Raw genomic sequence first — 26,842 nt, forward strand, 5'->3', positions numbered from 1 at the left:
GACAGGAGCGCCGCGATGACCGCCACCCCGGTACTGGAAATGCGCCATATCGCCAAAGCTTTTGGCAAATTCTACGCGCTGAAGGGCGTCGACCTGACGGTCTGGCCCGGCGAGATCCATGCCCTGATGGGGGAGAACGGCGCCGGAAAAAGCACGCTGATGAAGATCCTCGCCGGCGCCTATACCGCCACCAGCGGCGAGATCCTGATCGACGGAAAACCGCAAACCATCCGCGGCCCCAAGGACGCGCTGGCCGCCGGGATCACATTGATCTACCAGGAGATGCAGCTGGCGCCGAACCTGACCGTCGCGGAAAACATTTTCCTCGGCAGCGAGCTGGCGCGCGGTGGTCTGGTGCAGCGCAAAGCCATGCTCAGCCAGGCGCAGGCGGTGATCGACCGTCTCGGCGCCCAGTTCAAAGCCAGCGACCGGGTGATGACCCTGACCATCGCCGAACAGCAGCAGGTGGAGATCGCTCGCGCCCTGCACCGTCAAAGCCGCATTCTGGTGATGGATGAACCCACCGCCGCCCTCTCCTCGCGGGAAACCCAGCGCCTGTTCGAGCTCATCCTGCGCCTGCGCGATGAGGGGATGGCGATCATCTATATCAGCCACCGCATGGCGGAAGTGTATGAGCTCTCCGACCGGGTCAGCGTCCTGCGCGATGGGCAGTATGTCGGCAGCCTGGTGCGCGACAAGCTCAACGCGCCGGAGCTGGTGCGCATGATGGTCGGTCGGCCGCTCAGCGATCTGTTCAATAAAGAACGTGACATTCCCCGCGGCCAGCCGCGCCTGCGGGTCGAGGATCTGACCGATGGCGGCAAGATTAAGCCCAGCAGCCTGGTGGTGCATGCCGGCGAAATCGTCGGCCTCGCCGGGCTGGTCGGCGCCGGGCGTTCCGAACTGGCGCAGCTGATCTTCGGGGTGCGCAAAGCCACCGCCGGGGTGATTGAGATCGACGGCGAGCCGGTGGTGATCCACTCGCCGCGGGAAGCCATCGACCTCGGGATCGGCTTTCTGACCGAAAACCGCAAAGAACAGGGGTTGTTTCTCGAACTGGCAGCCCAGGAAAACATCACCATGGCGACGCTGGAGCGCGACGCGACCTGGGGGATGCTCAACCGCCGGAAGGCGCAAACCATCTCCGATGACGCCATCCAGTTGCTTAACATCCGCGTGCCGCACGCCCAGGTGCGCGCCGGCGGACTGTCCGGCGGCAACCAGCAGAAGCTGTTAATTTCGCGCTGGGTGGCGATTGGCCCGCGCATTCTAATCCTCGATGAACCCACCCGCGGCGTCGACGTCGGCGCGAAAAGCGAAATTTACCGCATCATGAACGACATGGCGCGCCAGGGCGTCGCCATTCTGATGATCTCCAGCGAGCTGCCCGAAGTGGTGGGCATGAGCGACCGGGTCTATGTGATGCGCGAGGGCGTTATCGCCGGCGAGCTACAGGCCGGTGATATTAGCCAGGAAAGTATCATGACGCTGGCCACCGGCGTGACCGATTCTCACCTTAAGGCAGGGCAACTATGAGCATACCGAAAGAGACCTCCGCGCCGGTCGCGAAATCCGCTTCGGCGAAAAAAATGTTGATGGGCGACCTGATGCAGACCGTCGGCATTCTGCCGATCCTCATCCTGATCGTCGCCGTTTTCGGCTTTATCGCCCCCAACTTTTTCACGGAAAGCAATCTGCTGAATATCACCCGCCAGGCCTCGATCAACATTGTGCTGGCGGCGGGAATGACCTTCATCATCCTCACCGGCGGCATTGACCTTTCCGTCGGCTCCATCCTTGGCACCACCGCAGTGGCCGCGATGGTGGTGTCGCTGATCCCGGCGTTTGCGTTGCTGTCGATTCCGGCGGCGCTGATGCTCGGCCTGCTGCTCGGCCTGTTCAACGGCGCGCTGGTCGCCTTCGCCGGGCTGCCGCCGTTTATCGTCACCCTCGGCACCTACACGGCGCTGCGCGGCGCCGCCTATCTGCTGGCCGACGGCACCACGGTGATCAACTCCGATATCAGCTTCGAGTGGATCGGCAATGACTACCTCGGCCCGGTGCCGTGGCTGGTAGTCATCGCCCTGGCGGTGATCGCGGTGTGCTGGTTTATCCTGCGCCGCACCACCCTTGGGGTGCATATCTACGCGGTGGGCGGCAACATGCAGGCGGCGCGGCTGACCGGCATCAAAGTCTGGCTGGTGCTGCTGTTTGTCTATGGCATGAGCGGCCTGCTCTCCGGCCTTGGCGGGGTGATGAGCGCTTCGCGGCTGTACAGCGCCAACGGCAACCTCGGCGTCGGCTACGAGCTGGACGCCATCGCCGCGGTCATTCTCGGCGGCACCAGCTTCGTCGGCGGTATCGGCACCATCACCGGTACGCTGGTGGGGGCGCTAATTATCGCCACCCTCAATAACGGCATGACCCTGATGGGGGTCTCCTACTTCTGGCAACTGGTGATCAAAGGGGCGGTGATCATCATTGCGGTGCTGATCGACAAATACCGTACCCGACATCATCAAAGTGCATAACAACAACATCTTACCTGCGAGGAAAAGCGAATGCGTTTAAAACCGATAGTCACCGCGCTGTGTGCTGGCGCGCTGCTGGCCGCCTCCCCTTTTGCGTCGGCCAAAGAGCTGAAAGCGATTGGCGTGACGGTGGGCGACCTTGCCAACCCGTTCTTTGTACAGATCACCAAAGGGGCGGAGCTGGAGGCCCGCAAACTGGCGGGGGATAACGTCAAAGTGACGCTGGTCTCCAGCGGCTACGATCTGGGCCAGCAGGTGGCGCAGATCGATAACTTTATCGCCGCCAAAGTCGATATGATCATCCTCAACGCCGCAGATTCGAAAGGCATTGGCCCGGCGGTGAAGCGGGCCAAAGAGGCCGGGATCGTGGTGGTGGCGGTTGACGTCGCCGCCGAAGGGGCCGACGCCACCATCACCTCCGATAACACCCAGGCGGGCGAGCTGGCCTGTAAATACATTAGCGACCGCCTGAACAACAAAGGCAACGTGGTGATCATCAACGGGCCGCCGGTCTCCGCCGTACAAAACCGCGTCGAAGGCTGCGAAACGGAGTTCAAAAAACACCCGGACATTAAAATCCTCTCCGCCAACCAGAACGCCAAAGGCAGCCGGGAAGGCGGCCTGGAGGTGATGACCTCCCTGCTGGCGGCCAATCCGAAGATTGACGGCGTGTTCGCGATCAACGATCCGACGGCGATTGGTGCCGATCTGGCAGCGAAACAGGCGCAGCGCAGCGAGTTCTTCATCGTCGGCGTCGACGGCAGCCCGGACGGCGAAGAGGCGCTGAAGCGTAAGAACTCGCTGTTCGTCGCCACCCCAGCGCAGGACCCACAGGTGATGGCGGCGAAGGCGGTGGAGATTGGCTACGACATCCTGCAGGGAAAACCGGCGCCGACCGCGCCGGTACTGATCCCGGTGACGATGATCGACAAAAATAACGTCAGCTCTTACAAAGGCTGGACCGTGAAATAAGCGCAACCAGGCGCACAATCGTTCCGCCGATTGTGCGCTACGCTTAACGAATATGACGGCGCGGAGTAGCGATCATGGAACGGAAAGGCATTATTGCCGCAGGCAACATGCTGGTCGATCATGTCCATCAGATCGGGCAGTGGCCGGAGCGCGGCTGGCTGGTGGAAATTGTCCATAGTGAACGCGCCACCGGCGGCGCGCCGCTGAATGTCCTGCTGACCCTGGCCAAAATGCACGCCGGGCTGCCGCTGCAGGCGGTCGGCCTGATTGGCGAGGATAACGATGGCGACTACATCACCGCCATGCTCGATCAGTACCATATCAATCGCCAGCTCGTACAGCGCACCAGCTCCGCCCCCACCTCGATGACCCAGGTGATGACCGACGCCGAAGGCCAGCGCACTTTCTTTCACTCTCCCGGCGCCAACCGCCTGCTTGATCTCCCGGCTTTTGAGCCGCTGGATGCGCCGCTGAAAATTTTCCATCTCGGCTATCTGCTGCTGCTCGAAAGCCTCGATCGCCCCGATGAAGTGTACGGCACCCGCAGCGCGCGACTGCTGGCGCAGATGCGCGAGCGAGGCTATGAGGTGTCCCTCGATCTGGTGTCGCGCAAGGGCGACCCGCGCTACCGGCCGCTGGTCCTGCCGGCGCTGAAGCATCTTGACTACCTGACCATCAATGAACTGGAAGCCAGCGAGTTTAGCGGGCTGGAGATTCGTCTACCCAACGGCGAGCCGCACGTCGCCAATATCGCCCGCGCCGCCAGCGCATTGCTTGACGCCGGCGTACGCCAGCGGGTAGTGATCCATTGTCCGGAGGGGGCATGGGGCGTCTCCCGTACCGAAGCCGGGCGCTGGGTACCGTCATGGCGGCTGCCGCCGGAGGAGATTATCGGCAGCGTCGGCGCGGGGGACGCCTTCTGCGCCGGCCTGCTGTACGGCAGCCACGAACGCTGGCCGTTAACCGCCAGTCTGCAGCTGGCTCACGCTTGCGCCCGCGCCAGCCTGCAGGCCGCCAATGCGATCGACGGCGCCAAAACGCTCCCTGAGCTGCAGGCGTTTATTCAGTTGCAGAATGTTTAGATCGAGTAGATCCCGCTATCAGGGCGATGCCACAGGAGAACGGCGTGTCATGGCGAGAAAAGGGATACGGTTTATTCAAATCACGCCTGTTTTACGCTGAGTTCAACAAGGGCGGGCCAGGTAACTAACTGCGCCACTCGGCCAGCACCTTTTCCAGTTTATCTAATGACTCAGCGCGTTTTATCGCTGGCATCTGATGAATATTGCGCAATTTCCACTGCACGGCAGGCAAATCCTGAATACGCATTTCCGGCGCTAAACGCCAGTCTGGTTCGCCTCGTTTAAATGACAGTAAAAAATCGACATCCTGTTGTGTGAAACAGGATTTTAACGCAGCAATCATCCTGTTGGGGACTGCTGTCAGTTCCTCCAGGGCTATCGTCTCAAATGTCATCCCGCTGAATTCACGGTAAAAAGGTTCAGCAATATCTTTCCAGCGAGGATTCAGCACTTCAGCCAGAGGCCGATTATGGCTCAGTAAATACGCGATAAACCCATTGAAAATGGGACGGTCAAGCTCCTGCGCATCAAGAAGTAATTTCACGTCATAAAAATCTCTGGGATGCTGGCGATCCAGCGCCGCGCATAATTTTCCACCGTAGAGGTCAGGCAACGAAACCACTGGAAGGCTGGCATAGCCAAAAACGTCCTCTACCGCCCCCACCACTTCTCGCTCCTGTGATGGATATAATGTTCCCCGGGCGACCGGTGAAACCTCTATCTTTATTTGCGCGCTATCGGTAGTAACAATGACACGCATCTCATCTGAACGATTAGCTTGTAATACAGCGCTCATACCTGCCTGTTGTTGCAGATTGGCGGCAATACGTGCAAGCGCATCCCGTATATGAGGTAAAGCGATGGCTCTGCTTTCCAGGGGCACCCAGGCGAGGTCGATATCCACCGATAATCGAGGGAAATCGCGGATAAAGAGATTGATGGCAGTGCCACCTTTCAGCGCAAATTCCCGTTCGACAGCAACATAGGGTAAAACCTGCATTAGCAGAGCAACCTGCCGATAATAAGGCGCCTGTATATCCATATTTTTTATTCCTTTTGAAAGCGTTCAGGCACTGTGATTTGGTATTGAGCATTGAACTTTCCATTTTCCACGATTTGCCGCTTGCCCGCTCCCAGATCGATTTTTTGGCTATCGATTCGTTTGAGCCAGCCATGCTCGTAAAAACTGGCGAAGAAGAGATACAAACGCTTGGCCTGCACGGACTGGCTGACGGAAAGAAGATACTCTACTTTACGAGGATTAAGATTAACCAGCCCCTGGAAAAGCTCTGCAGCGTGGTTAAATGAGAGGGTCCCCGGCACCGCGCTCAGCAACTCGTAAGCAGCCAGTTCTGGCGCACTGCCGATGAGTTTTTTCCCTTTTATATCAAGCGTTACACGGTATCTATCATCCAGCACCGGCAGTTTTTTCCCCGATATGACTATCCACTCCACACCCGGGAATTCCCTGAACCATTTCGGCAGCAGCGCTTTATTTTCCACACTAAGCCAGCACTGGTTTTGTTTTAGCTGTAGATAGTGTGAACGGCCCTGCCAGACTAAGCTACTGAGCCCCGCAACATACACCGGAGCGGCAAGCTGATTTTGCAAACATGCTAATGCATCGTTCCACTCCGGCTCACGTCCCGCACGCGCATATACGCCGTTGCCTCTTTTTTTTAACCAGCCACTTTGCGCGTATTTAAAGGCCAGAGAGGGAGAGATGGCATGCTGGCTTAACCAGGACTGAAGGATCACATCTCCGGGAGCGCTGTTTTGCAGCAGCCAGTTTAATTTTGTTGCCATAGATTAACCCAGAGTGTCACTTTAATAAAAAAAGTAAACTCCCTGCGCCAAATAAAGTCAACAGCGGGTTGGCAGCAAACCCGCCCTACGCCGCCTTCTCGCTGTGGGTCACGTCGGCGGAAAAGACATAGCCCAGACCGCGCAGGGTTTTAATCAACGTCGGCTGATGCGGGTTGAGCTCAATTTTGCGCCGCAGGCGCATGATCAGCACATCGATGGTCCGGTCGAATACCTCGGTGCTTTCATTATGAGTCAGCGCCAGCAGCTGTTCGCGATTCAATACCCGGCGCGCGTTCTGCGCCAGCGCCAGCAGCAGGCCATATTCTCCCTGGGTCAGCGGGATCGCCTGCTGCTGCGGGTTATACAGTTCACAGCGCGTGGTATCCAGCCGCCAGCCGTTAAACGTCAGGCCAGCACCGGCGCCCGGCGCCTCGCCGGCCAGCGCCCCGCTGCGTCGCAGTACCGCTTTCACCCGGGCGACCACCACCCGCGAGCTGAACGGTTTGGCGATGTAATCATCGGCGCCCATCTCCAGGCCCACCACCACATCAGACTCACTGCCCAGACCGGAGAGCATCACCACCGGCAGCTCAGGCCGCGTGCGCTGCAGCTGCTGGAGCACCTGCAGGCCATAGGTATCCGGCAGGATCATGTCCAGTAAGACCAGCGCGATATCCGCCCGCTGCGCCACCGTCGCCAGCGCGTCGTTGCCGGTCTGGCTGACAAGCACTTCAAACGCGTGCGCGCCGAGCACATCGCTGAGCAGCTCGCCCATCGCCCTGTCATCATCCACCACTAAAATGACTGGTTTCATTTTTGCCTCTGCCCGCCGGGAATTAGTGTCAGTCTGATCGATTCTGCAAGCCTGCGCCGACAAATTCCTCTCCCGGTGACATTTTTTCAAGCGCCGTCACATCTCCAGGGTATCGACACGTCAAATCTGTCGACAGGCTGTTTTTCGTCAGCATTCCGCCCAAAAAACCCGCGTATCATCAAGGAATACCCACAATGAAAATATGGCATAGAAGATGCATAGTGACGGCGCGATAGCGCAAACGCGCCCATTGAATAACTGGAGCAAGACCGATGAAAAAAGTCGTCACGGTTTGCCCGTATTGCGCATCAGGTTGCAAAATCAACCTGGTGGTCGATAACGGCAAAATCGTTCGGGCTGAAGCGGCGCAGGGGAAAACCAACCAGGGAACCCTGTGCCTGAAGGGCTATTATGGCTGGGACTTCATTAACGATACCCAGATCCTAACGCCGCGCCTGAAAACCCCCATGATCCGCCGTCAACGCGGCGGCAAGCTGGAAGCCGTCTCCTGGGACGAGGCGCTGGATTACGTCGCCACCCGCCTCAGCGCCATTAAAGCCAAATATGGCCCGGATGCGATCCAAACCACCGGCTCCTCCCGCGGCACCGGTAATGAAACCAACTATGTGATGCAAAAATTCGCGCGCGCCGTTATTGGCACCAATAACGTCGATTGCTGCGCTCGCGTCTGACACGGCCCTTCGGTTGCAGGTCTGCACCAGTCGGTCGGTAACGGCGCCATGAGTAATGCCATCACGGAGATTGATAACACCGATCTGGTGTTTATCTTCGGTTACAACCCGGCGGATTCCCACCCTATCGTGGCGAATCACGTCATTAACGCTAAACGCAACGGGGCGAAAATTATCGTCTGCGACCCGCGCAAAATTGAAACCGCGCGCATCGCCGATATGCACATTGCGCTGAAGAACGGCTCGAACATCGCGCTGCTCAACGCCATTGGCCACGTGATTATTGAAGAGGATCTGTACGATAAATCCTTCGTCGCCAGCCGTTCCGAAGGCTTCGAGGAGTATCGCAAAATCGTTGAAGGCTATACGCCGGAGTCGGTGGAGGAGATCACTGGGGTCAGCGCCCAGGAGATCCGCGCCTGCGCCCGGATGTATGCCAGCGCCAAATCCGCCGCCATCCTGTGGGGCATGGGCGTCACCCAATTCTACCAGGGCGTGGAGACGGTGCGGTCGCTGACCAGCCTCGCGATCCTCACCGGCAACCTCGGCAAGCCGAGCGTCGGCGTCAACCCGGTACGCGGCCAAAACAACGTTCAGGGCGCCTGCGATATGGGTGCGCTACCGGATACCTATCCGGGCTATCAGTACGTCAAGTTCCCGGAGAACCGCGAAAAATTCGCCAAAGCCTGGGGCGTGGAAAGCCTGCCTGCGCATACCGGCTATCGCATCAGCGAATTGCCACACCGCGCGGCGCACGGTGAAGTGCGGGCGGCGTACATTATGGGTGAGGATCCGCTGCAGACCGACGCCGAACTCTCGGCGGTCCGCAAAGCGTTCGACGATCTGGAACTGGTTATCGTCCAGGACATTTTCATGACCAAAACCGCCTCCGCGGCCGACGTCATCCTGCCGTCCACCTCGTGGGGCGAGCACGAAGGCGTGTATACCGCAGCGGACCGCGGCTTCCAGCGCTTCTTTAAAGCGGTGGAGCCGAAGTGGGACCTGAAAACCGACTGGCAGATCATCAGCGAAATCGCCACCCGGATGGGCTATCCGATGCATTACAACAACACCCAGGAGATCTGGGACGAGTTGCGGCATCTGTGCCCGGACTTCTACGGCGCCACCTACGAGAAAATGGGTGAGCTCGGCTATGTCATGTGGCCGTGCCGCGATGAGTCCGACGCCGATCAGGGAACGTCGTATCTGTTTAAAGAGAAGTTCGATACCCCGAACGGACTGGCGCAGTTCTTCACCTGCGACTGGGTCGCGCCGATCGATAAGCTTACCGATGAGTACCCGATGGTATTGTCGACGGTGCGCGAGGTCGGCCACTACTCGTGCCGTTCAATGACCGGTAACTGCGCGGCGCTGGCGGCGCTGGCGGATGAACCAGGCTATGCGCAAATCAACACCGCCGACGCCGAACGGCTAGGCATCGAAGATGAAGAGCTGGTATGGGTCAATTCGCGTAAGGGGCGCATCATCACCCGCGCGCAGGTCAGCGATCGGCCGAATAAAGGCGCGGTGTACATGACCTACCAGTGGTGGATCGGCGCCTGTAACGAGCTGGTCTCAGAGAACCTGAGTCCGATAACCAAAACGCCGGAGTACAAGTACTGCGCGGTCAACGTTGAGCGGATTGCCGATCAGCGCGCCGCGGAACAGTACGTGATCGACGAGTACAACAAGCTGAAATCCCGCCTGCGCGAAAGCGCGATGGGTTAAGGTTCGGCGGTCTGACCCGGCTCGCGCGATGCGTAGGCCGGGTCAGGCGCAGCCGCCACCCGACACATAAACGGCTCCGTGTCCACAGTCTGCCGCCCGGCGGCGCTGCGCTTGCGCGGGCCTACGGTTGGCAGGAGCATCTCCATCCGTAGGCCGGGTCAGGCGCCGCCGCCACCCGGCACATAAACGGCTCCGTGTCCGCAGTCTGTCGCCCGGCGGCGCTGCGCTTGCGCGGGCCTACGGTTGGCAGGAGCACCTCCATCCGTAGGCCGGGTCAGGTGCCGCCGCCACCCGGCACATAAACGGCTCCGTGTCCGCAGTCTGTCGCCCGGCGGCGCTGCGCTTGCGCGGGCCTACGGCTGGCAGGAGCATCTCCATCCGTAGGCCGGGTCAGGCGCAGCCGCCACCCGGCACACAAGCGGCTCCGTGTCCGCAGTCTGTCGCCCGGCGGCGCTGCGCTGGCGCGGGCCTACGGTCAGGTAGCGCAAATCGGCCCTACCTACCGATACCCGCCATTTTCTTCTTTTTCGCCTCCCTTTATACTGCGCGCTATGTTCCTTACTGATAATAAATACAAATGAAATACCTCTTTTTATTTCTACTGGTTTTCACCAGCGGCGCAGCGGTGGCCACCGAACCTGGCAGTCAGTATCAACAGCAGGCCGAAGCCGGCGATCGACGCGCGCAATATTACCTTGCCGATACCTGGGTCAGCTCCGGCGATTATCAAAAAGCCGAATACTGGGCGCAGAAGGCGGCCGCCCAGGGCGATGGCGATGCGTTGGCGCTGCTGGCGCAGCTCAAAATCCGTAACCCCCAACAGGCGGACTATCCGCAGGCCCGCCAACTGGCGGAAAAAGCCGTCGAGGCCGGCAGTAAATCCGGAGAGATCGTCCTCGCGCGGGTGCTGGTCAACCGTCAGGCTGGCGCCACCGACGTAGCGCACGCCATCACGCTGCTGCAGGATGCTGCCCGGGATAGCGAAAGCGATGCGGCGGTAGATGCCCAGATGCTGCTGGGGCTGATCTACGCCAGCGGCGTACACGGCCCGGAGGATGATGTGAAAGCAAGCGAATACTTCAAAGGCAGTTCATCACTTTCCCGCACCGGCTATGCCGAATACTGGGCAGGGATGATGTTCCAGCAGGGAGAAAAAGGCTTTATCGAACCGAATAAGCAGAAGGCGCTGCACTGGCTCAACGTCAGTTGCCTGGAGGGGTTTGATACCGGCTGCGAAGAGTTTGACCGGATCAGTAAAGGATAAGAAAAAGCCCGGCGCTATCGCGCCGGGCTTTGTGTTTTATTGGGCGGTTTTATCAAACTTGCCCAGCACTTCGCGTTCATAGGCCAGCGCTTTTTTGCGATCGAACTTATGCTCCCACTTGGCGATAACCAGCACCGCCAGCGCATTACCCACCACGTTCAGCGCGGTACGCGCCATGTCGAGGATACGGTCGACGCCGGCAATAAAGGCAAGCCCTTCCAGCGGGATCCCGACGCTACCCAGGGTGGCCAGCAGCACCACGAAGGAGACGCCCGGCACGCCGGCGATCCCTTTCGAGGTCACCATCAGGGTCAGCACCAGGGTAATCTCCTGCCAGATAGAGAGGTCAATACCGTACAGCTGGGCGATAAAGATCGCCGCGATGCTCTGATACAGCGTTGAACCATCGAGGTTGAAGGAGTAACCGGTCGGCACCACAAAGCTGGTGATCGACGCCGGCGCGCCGTAGGCTTCCATCTTCTCAATAATGCGCGGCAGTACGCTCTCCGAACTGGCGGTAGAATAAGCCAGAATCAGCTCATCTTTCAGGATGCGGATCAGGATCCAGATGCTCAGACCACACAGGCGCGCGACAATCCCCAGCACCACCAGCGCGAAGAACAGGATCGCAAAGTAAACCAGCAACACTAGCTTGGCCAGCGGCCACAGCGAGGCGAAACCGAAGGTGGCGACGGTTACCGAAATCAGGGCGAATACCCCGACCGGCGCATAGCGCATCACCATATGGGTGACTTTAAACATGGTCTCGGAGATAGAGCGGAAGACCGTCACCAGCGGCTCACGGTGGGTCGCCGGCAGCGAGGAGAGCCCCAGGCCAAACAGCACCGAGAAGAAGATAATCGGCAGCATATCGCCTTTCGCCATCGATGCCACGATATTGGTCGGCACCAGCGACAGGATGGTGCCCATCAGGCCGTGCGCATGGCTCTGCACTTCGGCGGTGGTGTTCTGATATTTCGAAATATCAACTGCCGCCAGCTGCGACATATCAATGCCCGTCCCCGGCTGGAAGACGTTGGCCAGGGTGATACCCAGCACAATCGCCACCGTGGTGATCACTTCGAAATAGATAATGGTTTTGGCACCGATCCGCCCTAACTGTTTGGCGTCACCCACGCCGGCAATCCCGACCACCAGGGTCGAAATGACAATCGGGACCACGATCATTTTAATCAGATGGATAAAGATATCGCCCGCCGGCGTCAGCAAATTGCTAATTAACCAATCGCGACTTTCAGCGTGGTAATGCAGATAACTGCCCAGAAGGATACCCAGCACCAGGGCTAGCAAAATTTGCCAGGCCAGACTGACTTTTTTTGTTTTCTTCACTACTGACTTCCTCAATGAAAGGCACCATTCCTTTTCGTCATGGTACCCACTGCAGGGGGTATGAATTGTGTTGCGTTGCTTTGTGGGGTTATTTAACGCGCAATATCAGTATCATTTGCACGGCATGCTGCGCAAGCCTTTAAGAACAGGGCTTTCCTCTGCTTTTATGCATAAAGCAGCGAATTTCCCCCAGTTATATTGCATAAGTATTTGTAATAAAAAAATTTTCACAGCTTCCGTTTCTATAAATTCATTTGCGTAATTATTTCGCTTCAAAGTTTCATTTGATGAAATTTCACCCAGTTTAATCATTGCGTGATCTGCCCCCCAATTAACAAACAAAGCTGTCAAAACCCCTACTCTTAACGTTTGTTTGACATATATTTAACAAGTTCAAAGGAGAAAAAAAGCCATGAGCCAAATTCACAAACACCCTATTCCCGCTAATATTGCGGAACGTTGCCTGATTAACCCGGATCAGTACAAGGCGCAGTACCAACAATCCATAACCGACCCTGATACATTTTGGGGCGAGCAGGGCAAGATCCTTGACTGGATGCGGCCCTATACCCGTGTAAAGAACACCTCCTTCGCACCGGGTAATATTTCCATCAAATGGTATGAAGATGGCACCCTGAACCTCGCCGCTAACTGTCTCGACCGCCACCTCGCCGAACGCGGCGATCAAACCGCCATCATCTGGGAAGGCGACGACGCCAGCCAAAGCAAGCACATCACCTACCGTGAACTGCATGCCGACGTGTGCCGTTTCGCCAATGTGCTGCTCGACCTCGGGATTAAAAAAGGCGACGTGGTTGCTATCTATATGCCGATGGTGCCGGAAGCCGCGGTGGCGATGCTGGCCTGCGCCCGCATCGGGGCAATCCACTCGGTCATTTTCGGCGGCTTCTCGCCGGAGGCGGTGGCCGGACGCATTATCGACTCCAGCTCACGCCTGGTGATCACCGCTGACGAAGGGCTGCGCGCCGGTCGCGCCATCCCGCTGAAGAAAAACGTCGATGACGCGCTGAAAAACCCGAACGTGAAAAGCATTGAGCACGTGGTGGTCCTGAAACGCACCGGCGGCAATATCGACTGGCAGGAAGGCCGCGATCTGTGGTGGAGCGACCTGATTGCAAACGCCAGCGCCGAACACCGGCCCGTCGAAATGAACGCCGAAGATCCGCTGTTCATCCTCTATACCTCCGGCTCCACCGGTAAACCGAAAGGGGTGCTGCACACCACCGGCGGCTATCTGGTCTATGCGGCCACCACCTTTAAATACGTTTTCGACTACCATCCGGGCGATATTTATTGGTGCACCGCCGACGTGGGCTGGGTCACCGGCCATAGCTATCTGCTGTACGGCCCACTGGCCTGCGGCGCCACCACCCTGATGTTCGAAGGGGTGCCGAACTGGCCTACGCCGGCGCGCATGTGCCAGGTCGTCGATAAGCATAAGGTCAGCATTCTCTATACCGCCCCGACGGCTATTCGCGCCCTGATGGCGGAAGGCGACAAAGCTATCGAAGGCACAGACCGCTCCTCGCTGCGCATTCTTGGCTCGGTCGGCGAACCGATTAACCCGGAAGCCTGGGAGTGGTACTGGAAGAAGATCGGTAACGAGAAGTGCCCGGTGATGGACACCTGGTGGCAGACCGAAACCGGCGGCTTTATGATCACTCCGCTGCCGGGCGCGATTGAGCTGAAGGCCGGCTCCGCGACGCGTCCGTTCTTCGGCGTCCAGCCGGTGCTGGTGGATAACGAAGGCCTGCCGCTGGATGGCGCCACCGAGGGCAACCTCGCCATCGCCGACTCCTGGCCCGGCCAGGCGCGTACCCTGTTCGGCGACCATGAGCGCTTTGAGCAAACCTACTTCTCCACCTTCAAAAATATGTACTTTAGCGGCGACGGCGCGCGTCGTGATGAAGATGGCTATTACTGGATCACCGGCCGGGTGGATGACGTCCTGAACGTCTCCGGACACCGTCTGGGGACCGCCGAGATCGAATCGGCGCTGGTGTCGCACCCAAAAATCGCCGAAGCGGCGGTGGTGGGGATCCCGCATAACATCAAAGGCCAGGCCATCTATGCCTACGTGACGCTCAATCACGGCGAAGAACCGACGCCGGAGTTGTATGCCGAAGTGCGTAACTGGGTACGCAAAGAGATCGGTCCGCTGGCGACGCCGGATGTGCTGCACTGGACCGATTCGCTGCCGAAAACCCGCTCGGGCAAAATCATGCGCCGCATTCTGCGTAAGATTGCCGCAGGCGACACCAGCAACCTCGGCGATACCTCGACCCTCGCCGATCCTGGCGTCGTGGAAAAACTGCTCGAAGAGAAGCAGGCCATTACCATGCCATCGTAAGTAAGGACCGATTCCCTACACCCTCTCCCCTTCCGGGGAGAGGATAAAAATAAGTCCCTCCCCCAGGATTTCACTCGCAGGAACGCCGTCAGCAAAACCTGTCCCGGCTCCGTCGCCGGAGGGGTTGCTGTCGCCAGCGTCCGCCGAGTGGATGACGAAAGGGAGACCTCTGGAGACGCTAAGATGAATGAACAACTTTGTCAGCGGATAGAAAATAGTGCGCATTTCAGGGAGTTAGTTGCATCACGGCAACGGTTTGCCGCCATTCTGTCAGTGATTATGTTAGTGATCTACGTGGGCTTTATTTTGCTTATCGCCTTTGCACCCGGCTGGCTCGGCACCCCGCTGCACGCCGGAACCAGCGTCACCCGCGGGATCCCGCTCGGCATTGGCGTGATCGTCATTTCGTTTATCCTGACCGGTATTTATGTCTGGCGAGCTAACGGTGAATTCGACCGTTTGACCAAAAGCGTTCTCAACGAGGTAAAAGCATGATCAAGAGAGTCCTGACGGCGCTCGCCGCCACGCTGCTGCCCCTCGGCGCTCACGCCGCAGACGCTATTACCGGCGCGGTACAGCGCCAGCCGACCAACTGGCAGGCGATTGTCATGTTCCTGATTTTCGTTGCCCTGACGCTGTACATCACCTACTGGGCCTCAAAACGGGTGCGTTCGCGCAGCGATTACTACACCGCCGGCGGCAATATTACCGGCTTCCAGAACGGGCTGGCGATTGCCGGCGACTTTATGTCAGCGGCGTCGTTCCTCGGTATCTCCGCGCTGGTGTATACCTCCGGCTACGATGGGCTGATCTACTCGCTGGGCTTTCTCGTCGGCTGGCCGATTATCCTGTTTCTAATTGCTGAACGTCTGCGCAATCTTGGCCGCTATACTTTTGCCGACGTCGCCTCTTACCGCCTGAAGCAGGGGCCGATCCGTACCCTCTCCGCCTGCGGTTCGCTGGTGGTGGTGGCCCTGTATCTGATTGCCCAGATGGTGGGCGCCGGCAAGCTGATCCAGCTGCTGTTCGGCCTTAATTACCATGTCGCCGTAGTGCTGGTTGGCGTGCTGATGGTGCTCTATGTCCTGTTCGGCGGCATGCTGGCGACTACCTGGGTGCAGATTATTAAAGCGGTTCTGCTGCTGTGCGGCGCCAGTTTTATGGCCTTTATGGTCATGAAGCACGTCGGCTTCAGCTTCAATAACCTGTTTACCGAGGCGATGGCGGTCCACCCGAAAGGGGCGGCGATTATGAGTCCCGGCGGACTGGTGAAAGATCCGATATCGGCGCTCTCTCTGGGTCTGGGTCTGATGTTCGGTACCGCTGGCCTGCCGCATATTCTGATGCGCTTCTTTACCGTGAGCGACGCCAAAGAAGCACGTAAAAGCGTCTTCTACGCCACCGGTTTTATGGGCTATTTCTATATCCTGACCTTTATCATCGGCTTCGGCGCCATCATGCTGGTCGGCGCGAACCCGGCGTTTAAAGACGCGGCCGGACAGCTTATCGGCGGCAATAACATGGCGGCGGTGCACCTGGCGGATGCGGTTGGCGGCAACCTGTTCCTCGGGTTTATCTCTGCGGTAGCCTTCGCCACTATCCTGGCGGTGGTGGCGGGCCTGACCCTCGCCGGCGCGTCAGCGGTGTCGCACGACCTGTACGCCAACGTCTTCCGCAAGGGCGCGACCGAGCGTCAGGAGCTGAAGGTCTCCAAGATCACCGTGCTGATCCTTGGGGTGGTGGCCATTCTGCTGGGTATTCTGTTTGAAAATCAGAACATTGCTTTCATGGTCGGCCTGGCCTTCTCCATCGCCGCCAGCTGTAACTTCCCGATTATTCTGCTGTCGATGTACTGGTCGAAGCTGACCACCCGCGGCGCGATGGTCGGCGGCTGGCTGGGCCTGCTGACTGCGGTCATTCTGATGATCCTCGGTCCTACCATTTGGGTGCAGATCCTCGGCCATGAGAAAGCGCTGTTCCCGTATGAATATCCGGCGCTGTTCTCCATTGCCATCGCGTTCATTGGCATCTGGGTCTTCTCCGCCACCGATAACTCACCGGAAGGGATGCGCGAGCGCGAGCAGTTCCGCGCCCAGTTTATCCGTTCACAAACCGGGATCGGTATCGAACGCGGCCAGGCGCATTAATCGTCCTCTCCCTTCCCCGGCATCGTTCAGGGAAGGGATTCTCCCCTCAGTTATAAGTAAAGGTGATCACCCCGGTGGCGTTGGCTGTCCCCGCGGTCACCGCGCTCCCCGTCCTGTAATAGTTAGTGGATAAGGCGAGCGTCTGCATGGCCGCTGCGCCTCCGGGGCTGTCGGGGTTGGTGAAATAGCTGTAGCTGGCATCCGCGCCGCTGTTGGTCACCGTCGCGCGGCTCGAAGTATAGAGGCTGATATCGGTATTTAACGGCAGCGCTTCGCCATCCATATTCAACTGAACCCCCACCCCGGTAGCGACATTCTCCCCTGCCGTTAAGGCCATCACCGTGTTGCCAGGATTATCCCCACTCGCTTGCGCCGCCGCCACTCGCATTGAGACGTTGGTCCCCGGTTCGCAGGAGAGAGTCAAAGACTGGCGTGCTGACCCCACTTTCGTCGCCGTGTTAAACTCGCTGGCATTGATGCTGCCCATGGAAAAACTGAGATTATTGCTACTAACGATGCATCCCATCGGGATCATCTGGATGCTGGTGGTGCCGCTAATGTGCAGCCGGGAAATGGAGATTGTCCCGCCATTATCTTTTGCCGATACCGTGGCCACCGGATCGCTGAACGATAATTGACTGTTGCTGGCAATAGCGCCGCCGGTGGCCACCAGCTGCAGCTGATATGCCGGGGTATAATGGGTCGAGGCATAATAATCAAACAGACCGGTAGGCTTACCGAGGTAATAGTTCACATCCCCGATATAATGTACCTGCGAGTCGGGGCTGAAATCATCAGTATCACCTTCATATTCACCGCTGATATTGAGCCACACCTTGACGCGGAGGCCAATCCCCTGCACCGAGGTGGCATAGATATTATCCCCTATCAGCGCCCCGGCATTGTTCGAGGACCAGGCAAATACCGCATAGACGTTGCCCTGACAGTTGGTAAATGCTGTTTGCGCGCGGGTAATTTTTCCCGAGTCATACAGCACGGTGCCGGCGGTATAGCTCCCGGCGTTGACCAGGATCTTTTCCGGCAGGTTGGTCATTGAGACATCGCCAGAGTTAGTTCCGCTGCAGGTCGCCCAGCTATAGAGGGGGCACAGTACCAGCATGCATAAGAAGATCAGTTTTTTCATACTCATCCCTGTCGAAATATTATTTGTAGACCACATCAAACGTGGCGGTAAACCCGACGATGCCGGGGTTCGCCTGGCCATAGGGCGAATACATACGTGCCACCATATTAAAGGTATGGATATCCGCATCGTCCCCAAAGGTATAGAGATACTGGTCGCCGGGGCCAAGGGGCTGCTGGTCGGCCATGCTCTGCAGCTGCAAACCGACGCCGCTGGCACCGCTGCTGCCAGTCTGGAAGTTTTTATAGATTGAAGCGTGGGTGCTATCGAAGCTGGTGCCGCTAAACGCGATGGTCACCGCCGACGCATCGGCGGAACAGCTGGAAAAGACCAGCTTAACCGGCACGCTGGCGCCGCTCGCCCCGGCATGTCCGGAGAACGTCTGCGAGGAGACGGTGCCTAAATCGATACTGTTCGACGGCTCCACGGCCACCTCACAGGAAGGCGCTTCGATGGTGCCCGTGACGTTAAAATTGACCGTGCTGCTGCCCTCATAAGCCAGCGCCGGAAGGGAGAGCAGCAAAAGGCTGGCCACCAGGAGGCCCCTTGTGCTGCCGTCTCGCATATTCATATCAGCCCCTCTTCCATGTTGAAAACCTGCATCCATTACCGACATTCGGCCTGATAGAACAGAATATCGTCGCCAAGGGCCATGCCGGAGAAGTCATAATGAACGGTGCACTGCTCACTGCTTTTCTCCCCCCAGCGCGCTAACAGCTGGCCTTTTTTCTGCAGCCCCGTTAGATACACCTGCCCCTCATCGCCAACGATATTGCTGCGCGACGCGCTACCGTGATCATTATCGAGGGTCACCAGCGCGCCGAAAGGCACCACGCCATTGCGGGTACGCAGGGTGAGCATCGCCTTATAGCCAATTCGCGTGTCGTACTTCACTTTGACGATCGCATTGCGCGTCGGAACCACCGTTCTGGCGACGTTATCCACTTCAGCGCCAGGTATTTCCTGTTCATCCAGCGCCAAGCTGTTACGATGGTACGGACGGACGTAAGGCACCACCGCATATCCGGCGGCATCCGTCGTCACGTTTGTCTGACCGCGCACTGTCACATCGCTGACGCCAGGCGTTTCGACCAGCGCAGAACTCTCGCCCAGAAAGCGTGATAGCGTGAGTCCGCCCGCATGGGCGACCATGCCCCCGCGCAGCGAATAGTTGTAGTGATTGCTGTAGCGGTCGTAGCCATAGCCGCCAGCTACATCCCCTTTCGAGCCCTGGTAGTTGACGCTGAGGTTGCCGGAGGTGCTTTTATCCTGCGTGTTGTACCCTTCCAGTACGCTCCAGTTCAGGGAACGATCCTCAAACGCCGAGCCGTTGAGCCCCACGCTGTGCGTGGTATCGTTATGTCGACCATGGTTCATGGTGTAATTTGCCGAAAGCGTCTCACCAAGCGGAATACTTAACGTCAGGGAGATGACGGTATCGCTGGCCGGCCGGTTATTGTCGCTGTCATCGGTGCTTTGCACATTGCGGTTATAGGAATAGTTAATAAAGTAGGAGGCCTTGCCAATCGACCCGCTATAACCCACGCCCACCGATTCCATACGCGAGCTGTCCCAGTAGGTCTCATTGACCAACGAAAGCGAGAGCGAACCATAGCCAAACAGCGTCTGCGACAGCGATGCGTCAAACCGGCCTTTCGTTCTGCCGCTCTGCGTACAGCAGTCGCGCTGTGTGGAAGAGTTATCGACAAAGTCCTGAAACGAATAATATCCCGAGGTGGAGTAGCGATAACCGGCCACGGAAAAGCTGGTGCCCGTCTGCAGAAAGCTTTTACTGAAGCGGACGCGATACGATTGCCCTTGCTCTTTACTGGTTGACGAGGCCGTATCGCTGGTTTTCACGTCGGCCCACGACTGAGAGCCATCAAACGACAGCGCACCGATAGTACCGAGGTTAAAGCCAGCGCCTAACAACAGGTTGGTGTATTTATCTTCCGCCTGCTGGAAACCAGTATAAAAAGTGATGTTGCTGGTGGCGCCATAGGCCAGGGAAGACTGAATAAAGTTATATTCTTTATCGTCGGAGCTACCCGATCGCGTCCTGCCGCTGCTCAGCGCATAGTCCAGCTGGCCCTCACGTTGCAGGATCGCCAGCGACGCGAAAGGCACCACAAAGTTTTGCTCGCTGCCGTCAGACTCTTTAATGTTGACGTACAGGTCGCCGGCGCTGCCGGTGGCGTACAGATCGTTAATTTCAAAGGCGCCGGGAGCGACGGTGGTTTTATAAATGCTGTAACCATTCTGATAAACCGAGACCTCCGCGGTGGTGCGCGCGATCCCTCGAATCGTCGGCGCAAAGCCATGCAGGCTATCCGGCAGCATCTCTTTGTCCGAACTGAGCTGCAGACCGGTAAAACTCAAACTGTCGAAAATGCCGGAAGAGGTATACGTATTACCGACCACCAGCTGGCTGCGTAGGGTGTGAATATCGCGGGCAAGATAGGAGTAAACCGACTCCCAGCGGCTGTTGTTATCGCTGTGGCTATAGGTGCTGTAGTTACGCAGGCGCCATGGTCCCAGATTCAGCCCAGGCTGCAGGCTGACGAACTGACTGTCGATAGTGGCGCCGTTATGCCGCGGCGCATTACGCTGCCCGGTGACGCTATAGTTGAGAAGACCGGCATTGATCCCCTGTTGCCACTGGCTCTCGGGAATATAGTCTCTGGGGCGATTCAGCATGGCGGCCTGCGGCACGGTAAAATCAATGCGCTGCTGGGCAAGAGATACCGAGAACGTCATCCCGGGGATCGCCGACAGCCGGGCGCAGGTTTCCCCTGCCTCGAACAACTGCGGATAGGCGGTGGTATTAATCAACCATGAATTCAGATACTCCGCGGACAGGCAGGGAGAAGCAGTCGCGCCTGCGTCATGGCTAATTTCCTGAAAAGTCAGCGAGTCTGAACTGACGTACTTATCGTTGATGTAAACATCCAGGTGATAGGTGCCCGGCGGTATGCCATCTTGCGAAAAATAGGATAGATCAACCGAAGCCGCAGGACTCTCAGCGACTTCGAGTAAATTTGGGTTGAAATATTCGCCGGCCTCCGCGCGAGAGGGCAGAGTACTTAGGCACAGAATAATAGCGACGCAGATACTTTTAGTTGAAAATAGCAGCTCAACGCTACTGAATGATAGCGGTATATTTCTTCCCTGACATACCATAATCATTAATCACGCTCCATGTGATCTCTTTTTTTCCTGTCGCCGACAGGCTACTCTGCACGGGTATTTTTAAGGTGGAAAACGGGGCAGCAAACCATGCGCCAGAAATATTTTTACCGTTAAGGCTAACCTGTGAGAAATTCATATACAGCGGTGAGTTATTTTTTACCGTCACCGACGTCCCCTCTTTCCCCCACTGTAATTTTTCAGCGTACGCTTCCGGTGTATTACCTTTTAACGCAGCGGGTCGATAAATCAATTTTATTTTCGAATTAATCGCAAACTGTACGACATTTTTATCAGGTACATACTCTGTTGCCGGGATCCCTTTAATATTGAGCCAAAACATCGACTCGCGATCGTCGGGTAATTTCTTTCCTGATCGAACTACGCGGACAAATCCTTTCTCCCCGGCTTTGAGACGAAACAGCGGCGGCGTAATAATAAATGCGTCTTTGGCAGGTGAGGCGGCATCGATCACCGAGAGCCAGGACTGAACGATATTGCTGTTCTGATCTTTATTCTCAACCGTTATTACAGCGTTATTTTTCGTACCATCAAAAACCAGACGCGTACCGCCAACGACCACGCTGGCCTGCGCGAAGGAAGAAGACAGCAATAAACCGATCGCAAAAAAAGGATATCTCATATGTTTAATTTAAGGGGAATAGCAGGCGATTCCCCTTTCTCCATTCAACAAGAAGCCGAATTAATGATAGGTCACGTTATAAGTCACGGTTGTCTGAACGGTACCTTTCGTCGGATCGGCATCACCCGATTTCACCATTTTAACGGTGAACGGAATGGTTGCTGCACCCGAAGAGATATCAACATCAGAACCCTCTTCGTTATTCTTCATCACATTGCCCGCTTCGTCGAAAAGGGCCACTGCGACGCCGGTTGCCGGCTCATCAGTTGCCTGGTTTTTAAAATAATCGCTGTTCGCAGTATCGGAAACACCGCCAAAAGTGACGCGGGCGATACTGTTGCCACCTTCTTCCGCGGTCGGGCAATCAGCTAAGCTAAAGGAGAAGTTCTTGGCAGCGCCGAAGGTATACGCTTTCAGATCCGCCACTGAGGTGGTGCCCATATCAATAGCCGTTACACCGCCATCAATGGTCGCCGTACAGGTGGTATCGGAAACAATACCATTAAAGGTAATGGTGTTATCAGCCTGCGCAACGGTAGACAGCGCGCTGCAGGCAGAGAAAATCAGGGCACCCGCCAGAAATTTTTTACTCATCTTCATATTTATTCCCATATCCATTATAAACGACAATCAGTCCGTCAATTGCTTTATGCAGCGATATTAGAGAATGAAATTCAAGCAGCGCGGCGTCATGCATGTATTTACATGACATATGGTTTATGACAATTAATATTATTCATAAATAAACGACCAGCATTTGAATCCATTCAATAATACAAGCTCGCGTAAAAATAATAACTAGCATGAGGTAAGAACTCAATTATTAATGTAAAAATTGATTTTTTGCGACATAGCATCGCGACGCATGCGTGGGTATATTCAAAACCATAAAAAATCAAAGAGTTACGAAGTAATAAAATTCGCAAAGATAATTGGATATTTATATAATATTTGCCCCATAATTAAATACGGGTATGCAGAGAAACATTTAGTTACAAAGTCAGTGCTGATATAAGAATTGGCTTAATCTTTTATGATGAACCGTTAAATCCATCAATAACAAAAACAGGGAATAGCCGATAGCTATTCCTCTCCTCAATATTTATTAACATTCACTCTGGCGATAATGTTAAAACAGCAGCCAGCGGACGACCGGCGCAGCCAGCACCACCACTACGCCTGACAGCATCATCACCAGGCTGGCCACCACGCCCTCCTGCTGGCCCAGCTCATACGAGCGCGCCGTTCCCGCACCATGGGAAGCCGCGCCGAACCCGGCTCCTTTCGCCATCCCCTCCCGGATAGCAAGACGTAAAAACAGCATATCTCCCACCGCCATGCCAAACACGCCGGTGATCACCACAAACAGCGCCACCAGATCGGGTTGACCGCCGAGCGGTTTCGCCGCCGCCAGCGCAAAGGGCGTGGTCACCGAGCGCACCGCCAGGCTACGCTGAATTTCATCAGACAACATAAACCCGCGCGCCAGCCATACGGAACTGGTGACAGCCACCACTACCGCCGTCACCACCCCGGCGCTGAGCGACATCCAGTGGCGTTTAATCACCGCGACATTTTCATACACCGGAACGGCAAAGGCGATGGTCGCCGGGCCCAGCAGCCACAGCAGCCAGTGGGTCTCTCCCATATAGCTCTGATAAGAGATATGGCCTACCACCAGAATCAGCACCAGCAGGATCGGCGTGAACACCAGCGGCATCAGAGGGAGTTTATGAAAACGTCGATACAGTTTTTTGTTGGCGTAATAGAGGACCAGCGTCGCCACCAGGCACAGGATACTCAGCACGGCATCGCTCATTTTTTTAACCTGCCTACTTCGTAACGATAGACCTTGTCAACGACCCAGGCGGTGGCGCCGAGCACCATCAGCGTGCTTAAGGCAATCACCAGAAATATCCGCCAACCATCGACCATCAACAGCTGGGCGTAGTTCACCACCGCGACCACCGCCGGGACGAAAAACAGCAGCATCTCCGCCAGCAGCCAGCGGGCGCCGGCGCGCACCCAGCTTACCGGTATCACCCGGCAGACGATCAGCAGCAGGAGCATCACCATGCCGACCAGGTTAGCCGGCAGCGGTACCTGCCACCTGTTCACCAGATATTGTGCGAAGATGAATAACCCGACGTAGAGAAGTACCTGTACCGGGATCTGAAGTCGTTGCGCCACGGCGGGGGCAACGCGAGCTGGCGCGAAGGCCATGTGCGATAGTCCTGAAAAAAAGAAGTCAGGCGAGCAGTATAGAGAGCCGCCGAAGCGGACAGAAATGAATTAAAATCATCGCAGGTATAGTCTCAGGGAATAATTATGGATATCCGAACGCTGCGCTATTTCGTTGAAGTGGTTCGTCAGCAGAGTTTTACTCGCGCGGCGGAAAAGCTGTTTGTCACACAGCCCACCATCAGCAAGATGCTCAAGAATCTCGAAGATGAGCTGAACTGCACGCTGTTGATCCGCGACGGCCGCAAACTACTGCTCACCGATACCGGGCGCGTCGTTTTTGAACGCGGCCAGGCGATCTTGGGCGAGTTCAGCCAGCTGGAGTCAGAGCTGAGCGATATCAACCACCTGCATAAAGGGGTGCTGCGGCTTGGCATTCCGCCGATGGTCGGGATGCTGATGGCCGAGCCGATCAGTCGCTTCCGCCAGCGCTATCCGGGCGTCGAGCTGAAGATCGCCGAGTTTGGCGGCCTGACGGTCCAGCAGGCGGTCAGCAATGGCGAACTTGATATGGCGATGACCGCCCTGCCTGTCGAGGAGGATAGCAGCCTCACCATTCTGCCGTTGTTCAATCACCCGCTGTGCGTCCTGACGCCAAGGACCGCGGAGTGGGAAGGTAAAACCTCGCTCTCGCCGGCCGAGCTGGCGTCGCATCCGCTGGTTATCTACAACGAGGAATTTGCCCTTAGCCAGCAGCTGATGCGGCTGTTTGCCGAGCATGACGTGAAGCCACGTATCGCGGTGCGCAGCGGCCAGTGGGATTTTCTCGCCGCCATGGTGCAGGCGGGCATTGGCGTAGCGATCCTGCCGGAACCGATTTGCCAGCGTCTCGACCGGCAGAATTTTTGCTGGATCCCGTTGCAAAGCGAGCTGCGCTGGGAGCTGGGGATGATTTGGCGGGAAGGCGTATATATGTCGCGCAGCGCTGAAGCCTGGCTGACGTGCAGCAAAGCGTTCTGGCTGGAATAATTCTCTGGTGACAACGCGTTCCGCAAGGGAAGGGGTAGCCCGGGTCAGGCGCTTGCGCCGCTGCCCGGGTTTCCCCCGGTCGCGCTAACGCTTACCGGGGCTACACATTTACTGCAGTCTCGCCAGTAGTCCGAATAAGCGTCGCGCTATCCGGATTACAGGTTATTGATCTTCGATTAACAGCGCTTCCAGCAGGTCGAGATCGTGGAGCAGCTTCTGCAGCGTCTCGTTACTGATCTGCCGGGTGGCGCGCAGATGATACAGCTCGCCGCGCTCAGAGCGCAGCGCCGCCAGGCGGAAGCGGCGTTCCAGACTCTCTTCGAGCATAGAGGTTTCCACGTCGTTACGCCCATCGGCGCGCCGGCGCAGGTTACCGATCACCCGCGAACTGACTTCGGTCAGCAGCTGGGTATCGATATTCTCTTTGGTATCCGCCGCCAGACGCTCTTCCATCTTCTGGATCGCCACAATCGCCACGTCAGCCGTTGCCGCGCGCGCCAGACGCTCCTCTTTCCGCTGCTGCACATTATCGCTCGATTCAATGTGACGTAGCAGGATCGGCAGCGCAATCACCCCGACGAACAGCGAGAACAGGATCACCCCGGCGGCGAGGAAAATCAGCTCATAGCGCGCCGGAAAGACATTCCCGTCAGGCAGCAGCAGAGGAATGGAGAGCACACCGGCGAGGGTAATCGCCCCGCGCACCCCGGCAACGGAGGAGATCAGCAGCTCGCGCGTAGTCCAGGAGCCAAACTCCATCGGCTTCTTCTTCAGGAAGCGCTGACTGAGCTTACGCATCGACCACAGCCAGCCAAAACGCACCAGCATCAGCGCGGCATAGATCAGGATAATGTCAGTAAACAGCATCCAGGTCTCAACGTTGGGGTCGGCCTCCGCCGCCACCAGCGAACTGGAGAGGATATCCGGCAGTTGCAGGCCCAACAACAGGAAGACCATGCCGTTGAAGACAAACTCCAACATTGCCCAGGTGCTGTTGGCGCGCAGGCGCATGGCCAAGGGCGCGGTGCGCATCACGCCGGAACGGGTGATGGTCATCCCCGCCGCTACCGCCGCCAGGATGCCGGAGACACCGATATGTTCGGCAATCAGATAGGAGGCAAACGGCAGCAGGAACAGCAGGACAATCTGCGTGGCGGGTTCATCCCCGCCCCAGCGGCTGAGGAAGCGCATCGAGCGGCCATACGACCAGCTCACCACAAACCCGGCCAGCACGCCGCCAATCGCCACCTTCAGAAATTCTACGGTGGCGCCGCCAACGGTAAAGACCATGGTGCCCATCGCCACCGCGACGGCAAACTTGAGCGAGACCAGGCCGGAGGCGTCGTTCATTAGCGCCTCCCCCTGCAGAATGCCCATGATTTTCTTCGGTATCCGCCCTTCCCCAACGATGCCCGAAAGCGCCACGGCGTCGGTCGGCGACAGCACGGCCGCCAGCGCGAACGCCGGGATCAGCGGAATGCCCGGCACAATCCAGTAGATCAGAAAGCCGATGCCGACCACCGTCACGACCACCAGCGCTAGCGCCAGGCCGAGGATCTCGCGCCCGTGTTCAATAAATTCGCGGGTTGGCGTTTTCCAGCCGTCGGCGAATAGCAGCGGCGGGATAAACAGTACCAGAAACAGCTCTGGATCAAATTCAACGTGCAAACCAAAGGTCGGCCACGCCAGAAGCGCGCCAATGGCGATTTGCATCAGTGGAAGTGGAACCTGAAAGGGCAGTACGCGCGTCACTACCCCGGAGAGTGAGACCACAAGGGTCATGATGAGGATGGTAAAGAATATTTCCATGTGTTCCCTGTTTGCTGCGTTTTCTTTTATACCTGTAAGGCGTCGTGCCTGTGAATCATACGCTACCCAGATTAACGCAAATGGAAACAGGAT

Annotated in this window: 24 protein-coding genes; 10 read left to right on the plus strand and 14 right to left on the minus strand. The window is 57.2% G+C overall.

Features of this window, described 5'->3' with window-relative positions; translation table 11 throughout:
- Positions 1-15 precede the first annotated feature (15 nt).
- The 4 genes from KB890_RS12465 (at position 16) to KB890_RS12480 (ending at position 4,585) form a co-directional block, all read left to right on the plus strand.
- Complete coding sequence (locus KB890_RS12465; RefSeq protein WP_002885173.1) at positions 16-1,536, plus strand: sugar ABC transporter ATP-binding protein; 1,521 nt, start codon at positions 16-18, stop codon at positions 1,534-1,536.
- A complete protein-coding gene (locus KB890_RS12470; RefSeq protein WP_002885172.1) occupies positions 1,533-2,531 on the plus strand; it encodes an ABC transporter permease subunit in 999 nt (332 codons plus the stop codon). The genes KB890_RS12465 and KB890_RS12470 overlap by 4 nt, the downstream gene beginning before the upstream one ends.
- 30 nt (positions 2,532-2,561) lie before the next feature.
- Positions 2,562-3,503, plus strand: coding sequence for an ABC transporter substrate-binding protein (locus KB890_RS12475; protein WP_002885156.1), 942 nt, complete (start codon positions 2,562-2,564; stop codon positions 3,501-3,503).
- Between the two features lie 74 nt (positions 3,504-3,577).
- Positions 3,578-4,585, plus strand: coding sequence for a carbohydrate kinase family protein (locus tag KB890_RS12480; protein WP_004178300.1), 1,008 nt, complete (start codon positions 3,578-3,580; stop codon positions 4,583-4,585).
- 124 nt (positions 4,586-4,709) lie between these two features.
- Here the strand turns inward: KB890_RS12480 and KB890_RS12485 are convergent, their stop codons facing one another.
- The 3 genes from KB890_RS12485 to KB890_RS12495 all read right to left on the minus strand — a co-directional run bounded on the left by KB890_RS12485 (position 4,710) and on the right by KB890_RS12495 (position 7,205).
- A complete protein-coding gene (locus KB890_RS12485; RefSeq protein ID WP_004178299.1) occupies positions 4,710-5,627 on the minus strand; it encodes a nucleotidyl transferase AbiEii/AbiGii toxin family protein in 918 nt (305 codons plus the stop codon).
- 5 nt (positions 5,628-5,632) lie between these two features.
- Complete coding sequence (locus KB890_RS12490) at positions 5,633-6,391, minus strand: type IV toxin-antitoxin system AbiEi family antitoxin (RefSeq protein ID WP_004177809.1); 759 nt, start codon at positions 6,389-6,391, stop codon at positions 5,633-5,635.
- 85 nt (positions 6,392-6,476) lie between these two features.
- Positions 6,477-7,205, minus strand: coding sequence for a response regulator transcription factor (locus KB890_RS12495; protein WP_004178298.1), 729 nt, complete (start codon positions 7,203-7,205; stop codon positions 6,477-6,479).
- 272 nt (positions 7,206-7,477) lie between these two features.
- Between KB890_RS12495 and KB890_RS12500 the strand changes: the two genes are divergently transcribed.
- Positions 7,478-9,625 (plus strand): formate dehydrogenase H subunit alpha, selenocysteine-containing, encoded by a 2,148-nt coding sequence (locus KB890_RS12500; protein WP_012737173.1) that lies wholly within the window; start codon positions 7,478-7,480, stop codon positions 9,623-9,625.
- Here KB890_RS12500 and KB890_RS12505 read toward each other — a convergent pair.
- Positions 9,622-9,765: a hypothetical protein gene (locus KB890_RS12505; RefSeq protein ID WP_022631365.1), complete on the minus strand. Its 144-nt coding sequence runs from the start codon at positions 9,763-9,765 to the stop codon at positions 9,622-9,624. The two genes, KB890_RS12500 and KB890_RS12505, sit on opposite strands and share 4 nt — an antisense overlap.
- Positions 9,766-10,202: 437 nt before the next feature.
- Between KB890_RS12505 and KB890_RS12510 the strand changes: the two genes are divergently transcribed.
- Positions 10,203-10,889, plus strand: coding sequence for a tetratricopeptide repeat protein (locus tag KB890_RS12510; RefSeq protein ID WP_004151733.1), 687 nt, complete (start codon positions 10,203-10,205; stop codon positions 10,887-10,889).
- Between the two features lie 36 nt (positions 10,890-10,925).
- Here the strand turns inward: KB890_RS12510 and gltP are convergent, their stop codons facing one another.
- Positions 10,926-12,239 carry a glutamate/aspartate:proton symporter GltP gene (gene gltP / locus KB890_RS12515; RefSeq protein WP_004146659.1) on the minus strand — a complete coding sequence of 438 codons (1,314 nt, stop codon included), beginning with the start codon at positions 12,237-12,239 and terminating at the stop codon, positions 10,926-10,928.
- A 111-nt stretch (positions 12,240-12,350) separates the two neighbouring features.
- On the minus strand, positions 12,351-12,551 hold the full coding sequence (locus KB890_RS12520) for a hypothetical protein (RefSeq protein ID WP_004226113.1): 201 nt from the start codon (positions 12,549-12,551) through the stop codon (positions 12,351-12,353).
- 100 nt (positions 12,552-12,651) lie between these two features.
- Between KB890_RS12520 and acs the strand changes: the two genes are divergently transcribed.
- The 3 genes from acs (at position 12,652) to actP (ending at position 16,757) form a co-directional block, all read left to right on the plus strand.
- Positions 12,652-14,610: an acetate--CoA ligase gene (gene acs / locus KB890_RS12525; RefSeq protein ID WP_002885145.1), complete on the plus strand. Its 1,959-nt coding sequence runs from the start codon at positions 12,652-12,654 to the stop codon at positions 14,608-14,610.
- Positions 14,611-14,793: 183 nt separating this feature from the next.
- Positions 14,794-15,105, plus strand: a complete 312-nt coding sequence (locus KB890_RS12530; protein ID WP_004177812.1) for a DUF485 domain-containing protein — start codon at positions 14,794-14,796, stop codon at positions 15,103-15,105.
- Positions 15,105-16,757: a cation/acetate symporter ActP gene (actP, locus tag KB890_RS12535; protein ID WP_024623073.1), complete on the plus strand. Its 1,653-nt coding sequence runs from the start codon at positions 15,105-15,107 to the stop codon at positions 16,755-16,757. Before KB890_RS12530 ends, actP begins: the two co-directional genes overlap by 1 nt.
- Positions 16,758-16,803: 46 nt before the next feature.
- Here actP and KB890_RS12540 read toward each other — a convergent pair whose 3' ends face one another.
- From KB890_RS12540 to KB890_RS12570, 7 genes are all read right to left on the minus strand, one after another.
- Positions 16,804-17,901 (minus strand): type 1 fimbrial protein, encoded by a 1,098-nt coding sequence (locus KB890_RS12540; protein WP_020324840.1) that lies wholly within the window; start codon positions 17,899-17,901, stop codon positions 16,804-16,806.
- Between the two features lie 19 nt (positions 17,902-17,920).
- Positions 17,921-18,472: a fimbrial protein gene (locus tag KB890_RS12545; RefSeq protein WP_044816513.1), complete on the minus strand. Its 552-nt coding sequence runs from the start codon at positions 18,470-18,472 to the stop codon at positions 17,921-17,923.
- A gap of 35 nt (positions 18,473-18,507) precedes the next feature.
- Entirely contained in the window at positions 18,508-21,087 is a 2,580-nt protein-coding gene (locus tag KB890_RS12550) for a fimbria/pilus outer membrane usher protein (protein WP_020324833.1), read from the minus strand.
- Positions 21,041-21,730, minus strand: a complete 690-nt coding sequence (locus KB890_RS12555) for a fimbrial assembly chaperone (protein WP_019704726.1) — start codon at positions 21,728-21,730, stop codon at positions 21,041-21,043. Before KB890_RS12555 ends, KB890_RS12550 begins: the two co-directional genes overlap by 47 nt.
- Positions 21,731-21,790: 60 nt before the next feature.
- Positions 21,791-22,348: a fimbrial protein gene (locus tag KB890_RS12560; protein WP_004192602.1), complete on the minus strand. Its 558-nt coding sequence runs from the start codon at positions 22,346-22,348 to the stop codon at positions 21,791-21,793.
- A gap of 511 nt (positions 22,349-22,859) precedes the next feature.
- Positions 22,860-23,549 carry an LrgB family protein gene (locus tag KB890_RS12565; protein WP_002885088.1) on the minus strand — a complete coding sequence of 230 codons (690 nt, stop codon included), beginning with the start codon at positions 23,547-23,549 and terminating at the stop codon, positions 22,860-22,862.
- Positions 23,546-23,953: a CidA/LrgA family protein gene (locus KB890_RS12570; protein ID WP_002885086.1), complete on the minus strand. Its 408-nt coding sequence runs from the start codon at positions 23,951-23,953 to the stop codon at positions 23,546-23,548. The genes KB890_RS12565 and KB890_RS12570 overlap by 4 nt, the downstream gene beginning before the upstream one ends.
- Before the next feature lie 105 nt (positions 23,954-24,058).
- Here KB890_RS12570 and KB890_RS12575 point away from each other — a divergent pair, with 105 nt between their 5' ends.
- On the plus strand, positions 24,059-24,940 hold the full coding sequence (locus tag KB890_RS12575) for a LysR family transcriptional regulator (RefSeq protein ID WP_002885085.1): 882 nt from the start codon (positions 24,059-24,061) through the stop codon (positions 24,938-24,940).
- Between the two features lie 162 nt (positions 24,941-25,102).
- On the opposite strand, the gene KB890_RS12580 is transcribed toward KB890_RS12575, so the two are convergent.
- Complete coding sequence (locus tag KB890_RS12580; protein ID WP_002885082.1) at positions 25,103-26,749, minus strand: Na+/H+ antiporter; 1,647 nt, start codon at positions 26,747-26,749, stop codon at positions 25,103-25,105.
- Between the last annotated feature and the right edge of the window lie 93 nt (positions 26,750-26,842).

Source organism: Klebsiella sp. P1954, assembly GCF_018199955.1.
GTDB lineage: Bacteria > Pseudomonadota > Gammaproteobacteria > Enterobacterales > Enterobacteriaceae > Klebsiella > Klebsiella pneumoniae.